The organism is Actinophytocola sp., from assembly GCF_035634895.1.
Classification (GTDB): Bacteria; Actinomycetota; Actinomycetes; order Mycobacteriales; family Pseudonocardiaceae; genus Actinophytocola.
In genome coordinates this window covers 20208-35268 of sequence record NZ_DASQCC010000146.1, presented here as the reverse complement: position 1 = coordinate 35268, position 15061 = coordinate 20208, and the positions used below count along the sequence as shown (strand labels likewise).

Annotated in this window: 15 protein-coding genes; 5 read left to right on the top strand and 10 right to left on the bottom strand. The window is 71.0% G+C overall.

Annotated elements, in window-relative coordinates:
- The first annotated feature begins 4 nt into the window (after positions 1–4).
- Both VET29_RS21630 and VET29_RS21625 read left to right on the top strand, forming a co-directional pair.
- Positions 5–739: a class I SAM-dependent methyltransferase gene (locus VET29_RS21630; RefSeq protein ID WP_324923300.1), complete on the top strand. Its 735-nt coding sequence runs from the start codon at positions 5–7 to the stop codon at positions 737–739.
- A 179-nt stretch (positions 740–918) separates the two neighbouring features.
- Positions 919–1341 carry a hypothetical protein gene (locus VET29_RS21625; RefSeq protein WP_324923298.1) on the top strand — a complete coding sequence of 141 codons (423 nt, stop codon included), beginning with the start codon at positions 919–921 and terminating at the stop codon, positions 1339–1341.
- A gap of 397 nt (positions 1342–1738) precedes the next feature.
- On the opposite strand, the gene VET29_RS21620 is transcribed toward VET29_RS21625, so the two are convergent.
- On the bottom strand, positions 1739–2626 hold the full coding sequence (locus tag VET29_RS21620; protein WP_324923297.1) for a hypothetical protein: 888 nt from the start codon (positions 2624–2626) through the stop codon (positions 1739–1741).
- 42 nt (positions 2627–2668) lie between these two features.
- Between VET29_RS21620 and VET29_RS21615 the strand changes: the two genes are divergently transcribed.
- Positions 2669–3670: a quinone-dependent dihydroorotate dehydrogenase gene (locus VET29_RS21615; protein WP_324923295.1), complete on the top strand. Its 1002-nt coding sequence runs from the start codon at positions 2669–2671 to the stop codon at positions 3668–3670.
- Between the two features lie 7 nt (positions 3671–3677).
- On the opposite strand, the gene pspM is transcribed toward VET29_RS21615, so the two are convergent.
- From pspM to rimO, 6 genes are all read right to left on the bottom strand, one after another.
- A complete protein-coding gene (gene pspM / locus VET29_RS21610) occupies positions 3678–4556 on the bottom strand; it encodes a phage shock envelope stress response protein PspM (protein ID WP_324923293.1) in 879 nt (292 codons plus the stop codon).
- Positions 4557–4593: 37 nt separating this feature from the next.
- The gene (locus tag VET29_RS21605) at positions 4594–5427 is read right to left on the bottom strand and encodes a PspA/IM30 family protein (protein ID WP_324923291.1); all 834 of its coding nucleotides are present in this window, start codon (positions 5425–5427) and stop codon (positions 4594–4596) included.
- A 505-nt stretch (positions 5428–5932) separates the two neighbouring features.
- Positions 5933–6388, bottom strand: coding sequence for a helix-turn-helix transcriptional regulator (locus VET29_RS21600; protein WP_324923289.1), 456 nt, complete (start codon positions 6386–6388; stop codon positions 5933–5935).
- Positions 6389–6559: 171 nt separating this feature from the next.
- Complete coding sequence (locus VET29_RS21595; RefSeq protein WP_414636562.1) at positions 6560–7030, bottom strand: CinA family protein; 471 nt, start codon at positions 7028–7030, stop codon at positions 6560–6562.
- Positions 7031–7064: 34 nt separating this feature from the next.
- Positions 7065–7685 (bottom strand): CDP-diacylglycerol--glycerol-3-phosphate 3-phosphatidyltransferase, encoded by a 621-nt coding sequence (pgsA, locus tag VET29_RS21590; RefSeq protein ID WP_414636556.1) that lies wholly within the window; start codon positions 7683–7685, stop codon positions 7065–7067.
- Complete coding sequence (rimO, locus tag VET29_RS21585; RefSeq protein WP_324923287.1) at positions 7682–9091, bottom strand: 30S ribosomal protein S12 methylthiotransferase RimO; 1410 nt, start codon at positions 9089–9091, stop codon at positions 7682–7684. The genes pgsA and rimO overlap by 4 nt, the downstream gene beginning before the upstream one ends.
- 154 nt (positions 9092–9245) lie before the next feature.
- On the opposite strand from rimO, the gene VET29_RS21580 reads away from it, so the two are divergent.
- On the top strand, positions 9246–9755 hold the full coding sequence (locus tag VET29_RS21580) for an amino-acid N-acetyltransferase (RefSeq protein ID WP_324923285.1): 510 nt from the start codon (positions 9246–9248) through the stop codon (positions 9753–9755).
- 43 nt (positions 9756–9798) lie between these two features.
- On the opposite strand, the gene VET29_RS21575 is transcribed toward VET29_RS21580, so the two are convergent.
- Positions 9799–10935: a lipase family protein gene (locus VET29_RS21575; RefSeq protein ID WP_324923283.1), complete on the bottom strand. Its 1137-nt coding sequence runs from the start codon at positions 10933–10935 to the stop codon at positions 9799–9801.
- A 132-nt stretch (positions 10936–11067) separates the two neighbouring features.
- Positions 11068–13434 (bottom strand): FtsK/SpoIIIE family DNA translocase, encoded by a 2367-nt coding sequence (locus VET29_RS21570; RefSeq protein WP_414636561.1) that lies wholly within the window; start codon positions 13432–13434, stop codon positions 11068–11070.
- Positions 13435–13721: 287 nt separating this feature from the next.
- Here VET29_RS21570 and VET29_RS21565 point away from each other — a divergent pair, with 287 nt between their 5' ends.
- Positions 13722–14558: a lysophospholipid acyltransferase family protein gene (locus VET29_RS21565; RefSeq protein ID WP_414636560.1), complete on the top strand. Its 837-nt coding sequence runs from the start codon at positions 13722–13724 to the stop codon at positions 14556–14558.
- Here VET29_RS21565 and VET29_RS21560 read toward each other — a convergent pair.
- On the bottom strand, positions 14548–15021 hold the full coding sequence (locus VET29_RS21560; protein ID WP_324923277.1) for an Lrp/AsnC family transcriptional regulator: 474 nt from the start codon (positions 15019–15021) through the stop codon (positions 14548–14550). The genes VET29_RS21565 and VET29_RS21560 overlap by 11 nt on opposite strands.
- Positions 15022–15061: the final 40 nt, after the last annotated feature.

Here is a 15061-nt window from a genome sequence, read left to right as displayed (position 1 = left end):
GTTCATGCGACCGGATGCAGTTCGTCTCGCGCTCGACGCCGAGCTGGCCGCCGTGCGCCGGCGCCGTGCCGGCGAACCGCCGCGCGTGCTCGACGTCGGTGGAGGTAGCGGCGTGCTCGCCGTGCCGTTCGCGGCCGCCGGCTGCGCCGTCACGGTCGTCGAGCCCAACCCGAACGCGCTCGCGACGCTGTCCCGCCGCGCGGCCGACGCGGGGGTCAGCGACCGGATCACGGCCGTACAGGCCGACAGCGACGCCCTGGGGGACGTGGTGCCGGCGGGCTCGGTGGACCTCGTCCTGGCGCACGGGCTTCTCGAGGTCGTCGACGACCCGAAGCACACGGTCGCCGCGATGGCCGAGGCGGTGGCACCGGGCGGGGCCGTGTCCGTGGTGGTCGCCAACCGGATGTGGGCGCTGCTGCACCGCGCGATCGCGGGCAGGCTGGACGAGGCCGCGATGCTTGCCGAGGACCCGGCCGGGCGTCTGCCCACCGAGACCCTGCAGCGGCGCTACGACACCGACGGTCTGCTCGCGCTGCTGACGGACGCCGGTCTGGTCGCGGAGCTGGTGCAGGGCCATGGCGTGCTGAGCGAGCTGGTGCCCGGTTCGGTGTTGCGGCAGGACTCGTCCGCGCAGGACGCCCTGGCCGCGCTGGAGCTGCGGCTGGCGCCGATGCCGCCGCTGCGGGATATCGCCGCCCGCCTCCATGTGGTCGCGCGGAGGCCGCCGGGCGAAAGCTGACGGGGCTGCCGTTGGTGGTGGTGCTGGTGACCTGCCGTGTTCGTGTCATGACTCCACGATGCCGGGTGGGCGGCGGCGTTGTCATGTCGAAGGCCGTGCGAAAGGGACTCTCGTACGGGTTTCTGGCGGGGAGGGCCCGATTCGGCGGGCCGGGCTGAGCGGCTCGAGGCGGTCAGCCGATGCAGATGATCGACGAGCACGTGGTCGTCGTGGTGGTGGGACGCCGCGTCGTGGTCGTGGTGGTCTTGGTGGTCGTCGTCCTGCGTGTCGTGGTGGTCGTCGTCGTGGGGGCGGCCGTCGTGGTGGTCGTGGTGGTCGTCGTGGTGGTCGTCGTCGTGGTCGTGGTGGACGACGAACCGGACGCCGGGACCGAGGAGGTCGTCGTGGTGTGGCCGGTCGGCTGTGACGCCGGTGGGATCGGCTCCACCGCCCCCAGCTCGGACGGGTCTTGCTCGGGTCTGCTGTCACCGAGCGAGCCGAAGGCGAACAACGTGCAGGCGATCGCCCCCACTACGGCGCCAACGGCCAGCCGGCCGTGCCCGCGGTGCAGGGTGGACCCCATCGGTGTCCTTCGGGTGAGTCCAGGGCCACTTGGTAGTTGATCGAGCAATGTACAACACCCGATCAGGCGAGTCACGTTCGGATTACGAAGGTGATCTTGCCAGCCGCAATCGTCCGCTGTGAGCGAATGGCATTAATTGACTTTGCCCGGCCGCCCCGACGCCCGTAGTGTCGTTGGTACACGAGAGAGGAGGTGGTCCAACGGTGTATTCCCATAGGACTCGTGAGGTGGCTGTCCGCTAGGACCACCATTACCGGACATGGTTAGGCCGGCTGTGCAACACGGGCCGACATCAGCTTTGCTGGTGCCGTAGACGCGCGGTGTGGTCGGCGAATACCAGGCAGTCACCCAGCCCTCGGTGCCCTCAGGGACCTAGTCCGCCCCTGGGCCTGCGCAAGCAGGAGAAGGCCCGAGGGCTGTTTTATGCCCGCAGCCGGCTACTCCCCCAGCTCCGCCAGTTTCCGCTCCGCGTTCTGCACCAACCGCCACGCCTGGCCGGCCCGGCGTTCGGCGTCCTTGACCGAGCGGCTCGCCGAGCCCACCCGGCGGCGGGCCTCCTTCTCGGCCGACTCCGCGGCATCCAGCTCCTCATGCAGCCGCCGCACCCGTTCCGTCGCCTCCGCCACGGCGTCCTGCGCCACCGCGAGGATGCGTTCCTCCTCCTTGCGGTCGGCCTCCGCCTCCTTGACCCCGGCCTTCGCCTCCTCCAGCTCCTGCTCGGCCGCCACGCGCTTCTGTTCCAGCGCCGCCCGGTCGCGGTCGGAGCCCGGGTCGGGTTCGCCGCCGGCACGGCGTCGCTTCGGGCGTGCGGCCCCGCTGGCCGCCAGCGCGGCCGCCAGGTCGGTCTCCGTGTCCGCCGCCGGCCACGAGCCGGCACCCAGGTCCTTCGCCGACGTCAGCCGCCCGGCCAGCAGCACGCGCGCCACCGCGGGGTCGGCGATGGCGGTCGTGAAGACGTCCTCCAGCTCTCGGCTGACGGACTCGGTCAGCTGCGCCACCTCGCCCGCCTGCTTCAACAGCGTGTTGACCAACCGGGTCCGCTGCTGCGACAGGGTCCGCAACTCCGCGCCCGCCAGGTTCGCGTGGGCCGCCCGCAACGCCTCCCCCAGGGCCGCCACCCGGCCGACGTCCGACGACGGGTCTCGCGCCAGCTGGTTGGCTATCCAGGCGGACGTCGTCGGCTTTGCCAACTTGTCGATCTCCGCCGCGAGGCGGGTGTCCCCGGCGGACCTGGCCTGCTTCGCCAGCTCCTTGCGATGGGCGGTGAAGTCCTCGCGGGCACCGGCGTACAGGTCCTCGGCGGCGGCGTCCAGGTCGGCAGGCACACCCCCATCCTGCCGCGCGTGGCGCGATGAAACGATGCTCGGGTGGTCTACCAGCGGGTTCTGCGACGTGCCTTGTTCCGGATGGGTGGCGGTGACGCCGAGGTGGCGCACGAGCGCACCCTGCGCGTGACCACGCGGCTCGGCGCCCTACCGCCAGTCGTGGCGGGGCTGAACCGGTACTTCGGCGGCGGCACGCCGCGGACCGTCTTCGGGGTGCGCTTCCCCGGGCCGGTCGGGCTCGCCGCCGGCATGGACAAGGACGGCCGCGCGCTGCGGGCCTGGCCCGCGTTCGGGTTCGGGTTCGTCGAGGTCGGCACCGTCACCCGGTACGCGCAGCCGGGCAACCCGCGGCCGCGGCTCCACCGGCTGCCGGCCAGCGAGGCCGTGATCAACCGGATGGGGTTCAACAACGGTGGCGCCGCGGCGCTGGCGGCCAGGCTGCGGGCGCTGGGGCCGCTCAGGGTGCCGCTCGGCGTGAGCATCGGCAAGTCCAAGGTGACCCCCGTCGAGGAGGCGGTCGACGACTACCGGGCGTCACTCGATGTGCTCGCGCCCCACGCGGACTACTTCGCGGTCAACGTCAGCTCGCCCAACACGCCGGGGCTGCGGGGGCTGCAGGACAAGGCGGCACTCGACGAACTGCTCGGGGCGCTCGAGACGACCGTGCCCCTGCTCGTCAAGATCGCGCCGGACCTGTCCGAGCATGCCATGGCCGACGTGCTCGAGGTCTGCGCGGCGCACGGGATCGCCGGGCTGATCGCCACCAACACCACGCTCTCGCGCGACGGGATCGCGCCACAGGACGCCGAACGAGCCACCGAGACCGGTGGTCTGAGCGGTCGTCCGCTCACGGCCAGAGCACTCCAGGTGGTCACGTTCGTGGCCAAGGAGAGCAACCTGCCGGTCATCGGCGTCGGCGGCATCCACACGGCGGACGACGCCCTGCGCATGCTGGACGCGGGTGCCTCGCTCGTGCAGGTCTACACCGGACTCATCTACCGGGGACCGGGGTTGGTCCGGGCCATCAACCGAGCAGCCCGGTGAGACCGGGTCAGTGGGGGTCGGACAGCTCGCGCAGGGCCACGGCCAGGCCGGCCAGGTGGTCGGTCGCGTCGGCGAGCTCCTGTTTCGGGCCGGCCGACGTGCTGGCGGCCACCACCCGGCCGGCCGCCGCCACCAGCCCGCGGTAACCCGTCAGGCCCTCGTCGAGCTGCTCGCGCAGCCTGCGGACGCCCTCGATCAGTGGGCCGCGTTCCATTGGCGGGGCGTGGTCGCGGGCCAGTTCCACCGCGGCCAGCTGGGCGGCCACCGCACGCAGCGCCTGCGCTGCCTCGCGGGCCGCGCGTTCGGCCTCCTGGACCGAGTCCAACGGCACCGACGCTGGTGTGCCCTGCGTGCCGGCCAGCTGCTGGACCAGCTGCGCCAGCGCGTCCTCCGCCTCGGTCAGCCGTTGCATCGGCTCGTACGCGGCCGAGCTCCTGGGCGGCAGCGGCGGCCGGACCGGAGCCGCCACCGACGGCGTGTGCTGCTGGTCGAACCGCTCGGCGGCACGCTTGAGCAGCACCATCCGTCGCGTCGAGCGGATCGACAGGGCACCTGTCGCGGCCACGCCGGCGACACCGCCCGCGATCATCAGCGCGTCGGGGCCCTCCCCGACCATGCCCGTGAACGCCAGGGCCACGTACACGACCATGAACAGGCTGAGGATCGCCCACACGACCGCCCAGCGCGACGCCCACAGTCGCTTGCGTTCCAGCCGGCGGCGTTGCCGCTCGATGCGCGCGGCGTCGTCGCGGCTGCGCGCCAGCGCCCGCTGACTGCGGTCCATCGCGTCCTGGACGTGCGCCATGACGTTGCCACGCACGTCCGCGTTCAGGTACTTCTGCACCATCTGGGTCAGCTGGTGGATGTCCCGGCCACGCGGCGCCATCGGCAGCCTCCCCTCACTAGCTCGGACGGGCCAGGGCTCAGTTGGACTGGCCGTTCGCCTTCTGCTCCTGCGCCACCCGCTGGGCGATCTCCGCCTGGATGTTCTGCGACGCGGCCGGCGTGGAGGTACCGCTGGTGACCTGTGGGGCCGAGCCGCCCATGGAGGCGCGGATCTGCTCCAGCCGCGAGCGGCCGGCGAGCTCCGTCGTCGACGCCTGGACCTCCATCATGCGGCCCTGGACCGAGTTCTGCGCCAGCTCCGCGGACCCGAGCGCGGTGGTGTAACGCTTCTCGATCTTGTCGCGGATGTCCTCGAGGGACGGCGTGTTGCCGGGCGCGGCCAGCTCGCTCATCTGGTTGAGCGACTTGGACACCTGCTCCTGCATCTTCGCCTGCTCGAGCTGGCTGAGCAGTTTCGTGCGCTCGGCGAGCTTGTTCTGCAGCATCATGGCGTTGCGCTCGACCGCGCTCTTGGCCTGCGTGGCCGCCTGCAGCGCCTGGTCGTGCAGCGTCTTGAGGTCCTCGATGTCCTGCTCGGCCGTGACGAGCTGGGTGGCGAAGGACTCGGCCGCCTGCTCGTACTGGGTGGCCTTGGCCTCGTCACCCTTGCCGCGGGCCTCGTCGGCGAGCACCAGCGCCTGGCGTGCCGACGCCTGGAGCTTCTCGACGTTGCCGAGCTGCCGGTTGAGCTTCATCTCCAGCTGCCGCTGGTTGCCGATCACGGCCGCGGCCTGCTGGGAGAGCGCCTGGTGCTGCCGCTGGGCCTCCTCGATGGCCTGCTGGATCTGCACCTTGGGGTCGGCGTGCTCGTCGATCTTCGACGAGAAGGCCGCCATCAGGTACTTCCAAGCCTTCACGAACGGGTTGGCCATCTCCTCCGCCTGCCTTCTCCACGCTGGTCGCTTGTACCGTCATCCGCAATGCACCGGATCGCCGGTTGGTAAAGCAACGCCCCGTCATCACTGTGGGTTCCATCGTGTCAGGTGGGCGGTACTCCTCACCACTGGACCCGGCATAAATCAGGAACTGTTCAGGGATGGCCCTGACCCGCCGAACCCGTCTCGGGGTTCGCCGCACCGCGCACCTCGACCGGACCCTCCCGTAGGCCGTCGAGCCTACCCGCGAGCGCGGCGGTCGCGTCGGAGCTCACGGAAAAGGCACTGGTCGTGCACGTGATCGGTACGTGAGAGCCAGCAGCGGGGCGGGCCGGGTCGGCAGCGACAGCGCCGACAGGCAGAACACCACGCACAGAAAAGGCCGCTCAGAACGCGACCACGTTCCGAACGGCCAAGTCAGCTCGCACGACTCGACACCATCGCCAGGCGATGTCCCCCACCACCGCAGCTCAGCCCACCGGCCCCCGCACCGGCCAGGCGACTAAGCCGCGAAGATGGCACCAGCCCCGCTGAGCGAGGACTCCATACGGTGACTGAGCACCGGCTGGAGCCGCAGGTCGGCCAGGTTGTCGCCGACCACCGCCGGCACCAGCCGGCCGCCTTCGACCGCACCGACCGACGCACGGGCACCGGAGTTGTCCCCCGCCGCGCCGACGTCGCTCCGCTCGACCTGCTCCGCGGTCTCCGGCAGCTCCACCGACTCGAGCGCGCCGATGTCGGTCGCGACGTTGTGCAGCAGTGCGGACAGTGGCAGGTCCAGCGCCTCGCAGATGGCGGAGAGCAGTTCGCTCGACGCCTCCTTGCGGCCGCGCTCGACCTCGGACAGGTATCCCAGGCTCACCCTGGCGGCTCGGGAGACCTCACGCAGCGTGCGTCGCTGGTTCGTGCGGGCGTGTCGGAGCCGATCACCGATCGCCTCGCGCAACAGCACGGTCATCGCTCGCCTCCCTTCAAGATCATCCGCCGGATCGGGTGGGTCCGGCATGGTGACCACGTTACCGAGACCTTGCGATCATCGGCAGCGACATCACCGTCCGTACGCCAAGGGCGAACGACCGAACACACCCAGGTGTTCCCACAAGTATGACGCGCCCACTTGAGCCCAGCGCTAGTCTCGCTGGTCCACCAACGCTCTGAGCAGGTCCAACGCGTTCAGAACGGCAGCCGCACGCACCTGGTGCCGGTTTCCTTCGAACCCGATCGTGCGAACTTCCGCGGCGTCGGGGCCCGACACGCCGATATGCACGACACCCGGCTCTATCCCGTCCTGTGGGTCGGGTCCGGCGACCCCGGTCAGGCCGATGCCCCAGGTCGCCTTGCACACTCTGCGTGCACCATCCGCCAGTTGGGCGGCCACGTCCGGGTGAACGGGGCCATGCTCAGCCAACAGCTCCGCGTCCACGCCGGCCAGTTCGTGCTTCAGGGGCGTCGCGTACACCACCAACCCGCCGCGGACCACGGCGGACGAGCCGGGCACGCTGGTCAGCACCGCCGCGACCAGCCCCCCGGTGAGGGACTCGGCGGTCGCCACGGTCGCACCCTTCTCCTTCAACGCGCCGATCAGCTCCGTTAGTCCCACCACGTCGGCGCCGACCGCCTCGGCGAGCGGGTTCCTAGCCACGGGCCGCCCGCAGGCGCAACGCGCGGACCACGTAGTCGACGCCGGTGACCACGGTCAGCGCCAAGGCGATGCCCATGCCGACCCAGAGCACCGGGTCGAGTGCCGCGGGCAGCGGCAGCAGGTACAGCCCGATGGCGATGATCTGCGCGACCGTCTTGAGCTTGCCGCCGTAGCTGGCCGCGATCACCCCGTAGCGGATCACCCAGAAGCGCAGCAGCGTCACCGCGACCTCACGGATGGCGATCGTCAGCGTCACCCACCACGGCAGCTCGCCGAGGATCGACAGGCCGAAGAGCGCGGCGCCGGTCAGCGCCTTGTCCGCGATGGGGTCGACGACCTTGCCGAAGTCGGTGACGAGGCCGTACTTGCGGGCCAGGTGGCCGTCGACGAAGTCGGTGATCGACCCGACGGCGAACACGACGAACGCCACCATCCGCCACCCGCTGGAGTGGCCGCCGTCGGCGAAGAACGTCACGAGGAACACCGGCACCAGCACCAGGCGGGTGACAGTCAGGATGTTCGCGATGTTGACCAGCGGGACACGCGCGACCGCGGCACCCAGCGCCTCGCTCGCCGACGCGGGAGTCGTCCCGTCGGCGGGCGTGGCACTCACCGGAGCACCTCCAACGGGCGCACCACCAGGTCGACGCCTTCCGACTCGACCACCTTGCCGACGACGAAGTCACCGACCGACACGTCCTCGGCGTCGAGCACCAGGCACTCGCCGTCCACCTCCGGCCCCTGGTGCGCGGCGCGGCCGGCGACACCGTCCTCGTCGTTCCGCTCGACGAGCACGCGCACCTCGTCGCCGATGCGGTCCTCGGCGCGCTGCGCGGTGAGTTGCTCGATCAGGTCCGACACGCGCGACACCCGCGCGGCGACCTCGTCGGGAGCCAGCTTGCCGGCCAGGGTCTCGGCCTCGGTGCCGTCCTCGTCGGAGTAGCCGAACACACCAACCACGTCCATCCGTGCCTCGGTGAGGAAGTGCTCCAGCTCGGCCAGCTCGTCCTCGGTCTCGCCGGGGAAGCCGACGATCACGTTGCTGCGGATGCCGGCGTCGGGGGCGAGCGCGCGGATCTGGTCGACCAGCGCGAGGAACGACTCGGTACCGCCGAAACGGCGCATCCTGCGCAGCACGGTCGAGCTGGCGTGCTGGAAGGACATGTCGAAGTAGTCGGCGACACCGTCGGTGCCGGCGATGGCCTGCACCAGCTGCGGCCGGGTCTCCGCGGGCTGCAGGTAGGACACCCGCACGCGGGCGATGCCGGGCAGCGCGGCCAGGCGCGGCAGCAGCCGGGCGAGCGCGTCCGGGCCGCCGTGCTCGCGACCGAGGTCCTTGCCGTAGGACGTGGAGTTCTCGCTCACCAGGAACAGCTCACGCACGCCCTGCTCGGCGAGCCAGGCGCCCTCGGCGACGATCTCGTCCGGCGTGCGGGACACGAACGCCCCACGGAAGGACGGGATCGCGCAGAACGAGCAGCGCCGGTCGCAGCCGGAGGCGATCTTCAGCGAGGCGACCGGGGCGTCGTCGAGCCGCTTGCGCAGCACGCGCGGGCCCCAGCCGTGGCCGGGGACGGACAGGTCGGCGGGCTTGCGCTCGACCGGGGTGATCGGCAGCAGCGTGCGCCGGTCCACGGGCGTGTGGGCGGCGATGGCGCGGCCGGCGACCACGTCGTCGAGCCGCTCCCCCAACTGCGGGTAGTGATCGAAGCCCAGCACCGCGGCCGCCTCGGGGAGGTTCTCGGCCAGCTCGGCGCCGTAGCGCTCGGCCATGCAGCCGACGGCGACCACCTTGGCGCCCGTCCCGGCCGCGTCGAGCAGCACGTCGACGGAGTCCTTCTTGGCCGACTCGACGAAACCGCAGGTGTTCACCACGATCACGTCGGCGCCCGCACCGTCGTCGGTGACCTCCCAGCCACCGGCGGTGAGACGACCCGCCAGCTCCTCGGAGTCGACCTCGTTGCGGGCGCACCCGAGAGTGAGCAGGGCGGCACGGCGCGACGGTGGTGGTGTTGGCACGGGTTCAGAGTAACTGCCGCAGGTGACAACGCCCGGCCCGATGTGTGCCGCGCGGATCCGACGTGGCAGGTTTGGCAGTCGTGAGCGGAGCTTGCGGAGCGAACCATGGGCGCCACGCCGACGAACGAGGTCACCGAGCCTGCGAGGAAGCGGCGTGAGTGTGGCGCGGGAGCCCGTCGTCGTGCGTAGGGCGCGGGTCAGTGACGTGCGTGGGATCAAGGCCATCATCGACACCTACGTCGGCAAGGTCCTGCTGGCCAAGGAGCTCGTCACCCTGTACGAGGACGTGCAGGAGTTCTGGGTGGCCGAGGTGGACGGGGAGCTGGTCGGCTGCGGCGGGCTGCACGTGCTGTGGGAGGACATCGCCGAGATCCGGACGATCGCGGTGCTGCCGACCGCGGCCCGGCTGGGCATCGGCGCCCTGCTGGTCGACCGGTTGCTGTCGGTAGCGCGCGAGCTGGGGCTGCAGCGGGTGTTCGTGCTGACCTTCGAGACGAAGTTCTTCGCGCGGTTCGGCTTCGTCGAGATCGACGGCACGCCGGTCACGGCCGAGGTGTACGAGCAGATGCGGCGGTCCGCGGACGAGGGTGTCGCGGAGTTCCTCGACCTGCCGTACGTCAAGCCGAACACGCTGGGGAACAGCCGGATGCTGCTGGAGCTGTGAACGGGCCGGGTGGGCGGGCCCGGAAGCCCGCCCACACGAGGACTCAGCAGTCGCCCGTCGGGACGTTGCCGGAGAGGCGGTCGGCCACCCAGCTGGTGACGCTCGGACTCATCAGCGCGGCCGTCACGAAGTGGACGCCCGTGTCGGTGCGCCAGAACGTCACGTTCGCACCGCCCGCGCACCAGGCGGCGCGCAGGTCGACGCTCATCTGCGTGGGCAGGATCTCGTCGCCGTTGGAGTGGTACAGCAGGACGGGCGCACGCGGGGCCGTGCCGCCCAGCTTCTGCGCGTCCAGCTTCGCGGCCCAGTCAGGCCGGTGCAGCAGGTCCTCGGTCAGGTACTCCGACAGGTGGTGCCCGGCGTACTTGTCCGACTGCAGCTCCTCGGTGCAGTCGTCCGACAGGTCGGCGACCGCGGCGCGGCCCGCGGTGTTCAGGTACGGCGTCATGTCCAGGTCGGCGTAGGTCATGTCGATGCCGTAGCCCGCGGCGAACACCAGGCCCGCGTTGTCGCCGCCGTCGTCGGCGTCGGCGACCACCTTCAGGTTCGACGGTGGCGCGCCGACCGCGTACGCCTTGATGTTCAGCTCCGGCGCGTAGGTCGGGGCGAGCTGGGCGGCCCAGCCGGCGCCCTGCCCGCCCTGCGAGTAGCCGACGACCGCGACCTTCGCGTTGCTGGAGAGGCCCGTCCCCGGCAGCCGCAGCGCCGCACGCACGATGTCCAGCGTCGTCTGACCCGCGGAGCGGCCGGCCATGTACGTGTGCGGGCCGGGCGTGCCGATGCCCTCGTAGTCGGTCACCGCGACGGCGTAGCCGCGGATGGCGTACTGGTGGATCAGCAGGCCCTCGGTCTCGTCCCCGGCCTCGAGGTGACGGGACGGCGCGCACTGGTCACCGAGCCCGTGCGTGCCGGGCGCGTAGCCGATCACGGGCGTGTTGGCGTTGGCCCCGAACGGCACGATGACGGCACCGCTGACCGTGATCGGCTGCCCGGTCGTGGACGTCGAGCGGTAGGTGACGATCCAGGTTCTGGCGTAGAAGAAGCCAGGCGCGCTGACCTGCCGGGCGGTGACGACGTCCCCGGCGGCGGCCCGGGGCGCGGCCGACGCGACCGGCGCCGAGAACGCGACGAGCGACAGCAGGGCGCACGAGAGCAGGGTGAGCAAGCGGCGAACAGGCATAATCGCTCCTTTGCGATCGGCAGGGTTCCGGTTCGCAGACATTGCTACTGGAAGGTAGCTACTCCACAGTAGGCAGCAGGGAGCGGCGTGGCATAGGGCCGTTCGGACTGTTACTCGTCGTCTACTCGTCGTCTACTCGTCGTCGAGGGATTCGTCGTCGGCGTCGACCGGGCCGCCGCCGCGGATGGTGTACAGCACGGCGTCCAGTTCGTCCGGCTTGACCAGCACGTCGCGGGCCTTGGAGCCTTCCGACGGGCCCACCACGCCCCGGCTCTCCAGGAGGTCCATCAGGCGGCCGGCCTTCGCGAAGCCCACCCGCAGCTTGCGTTGCAGCATCGACGTCGAGCCGAACTGGGACGTCACGATCAGCTCCGCGGCCTGCAGCAGCACGTCCAGGTCGTCGCCGATCTCCTCGTCGACCTCCTTCTTGTCGGCTGCCTTCGCGGCTGTCACGCCGTCCTGGTACTCCGGCTGCGCCTGCTCCTTCACGAACGAGACGATCCCGTTGATCTCCTCGTCGGTGATGTACGCGCCCTGGATGCGGACCGGCTTCGACGCGCCCATCGGCAGGTAGAGCCCGTCGCCCATGCCGATCAGCTTCTCCGCGCCCGGCTGGTCCAGGATGACCCGCGAGTCGGTCAGCGACGACGTCGCGAACGCCAGCCGCGACGGCACGTTCGTCTTGATCAGGCCGGTCACCACGTCCACCGACGGGCGCTGCGTCGCCAGGACCAGGTGGATGCCCGCCGCCCGCGCCTTCTGGGTGATGCGGACGATCGCGTCCTCGACGTCGCGCGGCGCGGTCATCATCAGGTCGGCCAGCTCGTCGACGATCGCCAGGATGTACGGGTACGGCCGGTACTCACGCTCGGAACCCGGCGGCGCGGTGATCTCGCCGGAGCGCACCTTCTTGTTGAAGTCGTCGACATGCCGGACCCGGTTGGCCTGCATGTCCTGGTAGCGCTGCTCCATCTCCTCGACCAGCCAGGTCAGCGCGGCCGCCGCCTTCTTCGGCTGCGTGATGATCGGCGTGATCAGGTGCGGGATCCCCTCGTACGGGGTCAGCTCCACCATCTTCGGGTCGATCAGGATCATCCTGACCTCGTCCGGCGTGGCCCGTGCCAGCAGCGACACCAGCATCGAGTTGACGAAGCTCGACTTGCCGGAACCGGTCGACCCGGCGCACAGCAGGTGCGGCATCTTCGCCAGGTTCGCGGTGACCATGTGGCCCTCGATGTCCTTGCCGAGGCCGATCACCATCGGGTGGGTGTCCTTGACGGCCGTGTTCGACCGCAGCACGTCGCCGAGGCGGACCATCTCGCGGTCGGAGTTCGGGACCTCGATACCGACCGCGGACTTGCCGGGGATCGGCGCGAGCAGCCGGACGTTGTCGGTGGCCACCGCGTACGCGATGTTCTTCGTCAGCGCGGTGATCTTCTCGACCTTCACGCCGGGGCCGAGCTCCACCTCGTACCGCGTGACTGTCGGGCCGCGGGTGAAGCCGGTGACCTGCGCGTCGATGGCGAACTGGTCCAGCACGCCGGTGATCGCCTCGATCATGGTGTCGTTCGCGCGGCTGCGGGCCTTCGGCGCGTCGCCGGCCTCCAGGATGTTCGGGTCGGGCAGCGTGTAGTCGCCGTCGACCACCCGGGGGGTGAGCGCGAGCTGGCCCTGCTGCTCCTTGGCCTGCGGGGTCTCCTTGACCTCGGTCGGCTTCGGCCGCTTCCGCGGCGGCCTGGGGGGCTCGGGAGGGAGCGGGATGTCCTCGCCGATCGCCGTCTCGGGCAGCGGGAGCTGCTCGCCATCGCCCTCGGTCGCGGATGCCTGGCGGCGACGGGACGGGCGGCGCAGGCGGACCGGCTCGGCCTCGGCCGGCATCTCCGGGGACGACGCCGGCTCCTCGGCACCCGGCAGGTCGATGCCCTCGGCCTCGCGGTCCTCCGGGTCCATGCCCATCTCACGCAGCCGCGTGGGGATGTCCCGGAAGCGGGTGCCGGTGAACACCAGCACGCCGAAGCCCAGCACCAGTAGAAGCACCGGCAGCGCGACCCACGAGGTGATGCCCTTCGCGAGCAGCCCGCCGGAGAAGTAGCCGAGCGCCCCTCCCGCGTACCGCTGGCGGAGGTTGTCCTCGGGCAGGTCGGAGAAGATGTGCAGAATGCCGAGGATCGCCAGGATGAACAGCAGCGCGCCGATCACCAGCCGCGGGCGCTTGTCCGGCTGCGGGTCCGAGCGCATCAGCGCGATGCCGATGACCAGCAGCATCAGCGGCAGCGCCATGGCGGCCGCGCCGACGACGGACCTGGCGCCGATCTCCAGGTAGCGGCCGATCGGGCCAGCCGCACGCCACCAGATCCCGGCGCCCGCGACGACGCCGACGGCGATCAGGGCGAACGCGAGCCCGTCACGGCGGTGTGCCGGCTCCAGCTCCTTGGTGCGCCCGACCGTGCGGGCGATCCCGCCGACCCCCTTGGCCAGCAGGTTCCACCCGCCACGCAAGCCGCGGAACAGCGCGCGGCTGACCGACCCCTTGCTCTTGGTGCTGCGGATCGGCGGCCTGCGTGCCGAGGAGGTACGGGTGGTCGACTTCGCCGGCGGGCGCTTTCGAGCACCACTTCCAGAGCCGCCACCAGAGCCGCGGCCTTTGGACCTGGAAGAGGCTGTCCGGTTCGCCATACCCCACACGGTAGTCGGCTCCCGCCACATCAGTCACTCCCGCCACACGAACCCCGTGGGTAAGAGGACCGCTCGCAGTCACCCAGGAGGACCATGCGATGCTCCCGCTCATGGTCGCCCTGTCCCGCCGCAGTTCCGAGTCGACACGCCGGTGGCCACGGCCCGGACCGCGGAAGGTCTCGCCGCTCTGGCGGGCCATGACTTTCGTCGACCGCGGCTTCGTCCGGCTGGTCGGGCGGGTGGAGGTCACCGGGTCCATCCCGGCCGAGCTGCGCAACCAGCCCATGCTGATCGCCGCGAACCACATCGGGGTGTTCGACCCGTTCGTGCTGACCTGCGCGTTGCGCGAGGCGGGTGTGAACCCCCGCTTCCTGCTCGCCGGCGGCCTGCTGGACGCGCCGGTGATCGGCTGGGGCCTTCGCCAGGGCGGCAGCATCCGGGTGGACCGCCGCAGCGCCAACGTCGCGGAGGCGTTCGGGCGGGTCACCGTGGCCCTGCGCGAGACCCCCGGCCCGGTGCTCGTCTACCCGGAGGGCCGGATCAGCCTCACGCCCGGCCTGTGGCCGGAGAAGGGCAAGTCCGGCGCGGCGCGGATCGCGCTGGCGGCGGACGTGCCGGTGCTGACGATCAGCCAGTGGGGCGCGCACGAGGCCGTGTGCTGGGGCACCGAGGTCGTGACGAGCTGGCGGGACCTCGTGCCGAGTGTGGTCTCGTTCTTCCGGGCCGTCGTGAACCGGCCGACGTTCCGGGTCCACTTCGGCCCGCTGGTCGACCTGTCCGACCTGTCCGCCGACAAGCCCGGCGACGCGATGCGCGCGCACAAACGGATCATGCAGGCGATCACCGACAACCTCGTGCGGCTGCGGGCCGACCAGCTCGACCGGCCGAGGTTCCACGACCCGACCCGGCCGACGACCAGCAGGTCGCCCTGGTGGCCTAGAGCTTGAGCGCCCGTGCCGGGATCGCCGAGCCGGTGCGCAGGGGATCGAGCACCAGCATCGTCGAGTACTTGCGGATGTTCGGCGCCTCGGCGAAGAGCCGCTGGGAGACCTCGTTGTGGTGCGCCATGCCGGAGGTGACCAGCACGGCGACGTAGTCCCAGCCGCCGTAGCACCCGTACAGCTGTTGCACCTCGGGCGCCGCGAGCAGCCGCCGCTGGTACGCCTCGAGCAGCCGGGGCGACTCCCGTTCGACGGCGACGAGGACGATCGCCATCACGAGGTCGCGGCTGGCCTTCGGGTCGAGCACGGCGGTCGTGCGGGACACCAGGCCGCTGTCGCGGTAACGCTCCATGCGCCGCTGCACCGCACTCGGTGACAGGCCGACGACCTCGCCCAGCGCTCGCAGGGTCCGGCCGGCGTCGGTCTGCAACTCGTCCAGGAGCAGGTGATCTATCTCGTCCAGCTTCACGCAAAAATCTTGCGTCGCGACGGGAAAAAATTCAATCGCG

Bases quoted from the DNA above. Each gene is read 5' to 3' on its own strand.
- VET29_RS21630 (WP_324923300.1), top strand. From the start codon at position 5: ATGCGACCGGATGCAGTTCGTCTCGCGCTCGACGCCGAGCTGGCCGCC.
- VET29_RS21625 (WP_324923298.1), top strand. From the start codon at position 919: ATGCAGATGATCGACGAGCACGTGGTCGTCGTGGTGGTGGGACGCCGC.
- pspM (WP_324923293.1), bottom strand. From the start codon at position 4,556: ATGGCGCCGCGTGGCCGGGACATCCACCAGCTGACCCAGATGGTGCAG.
- VET29_RS21605 (WP_324923291.1), bottom strand. From the start codon at position 5,427: ATGGCCAACCCGTTCGTGAAGGCTTGGAAGTACCTGATGGCGGCCTTC.
- VET29_RS21600 (WP_324923289.1), bottom strand. From the start codon at position 6,388: ATGACCGTGCTGTTGCGCGAGGCGATCGGTGATCGGCTCCGACACGCC.
- VET29_RS21575 (WP_324923283.1), bottom strand. From the start codon at position 10,935: ATGCCTGTTCGCCGCTTGCTCACCCTGCTCTCGTGCGCCCTGCTGTCG.
- VET29_RS21565 (WP_414636560.1), top strand. From the start codon at position 13,722: ATGGTCGCCCTGTCCCGCCGCAGTTCCGAGTCGACACGCCGGTGGCCA.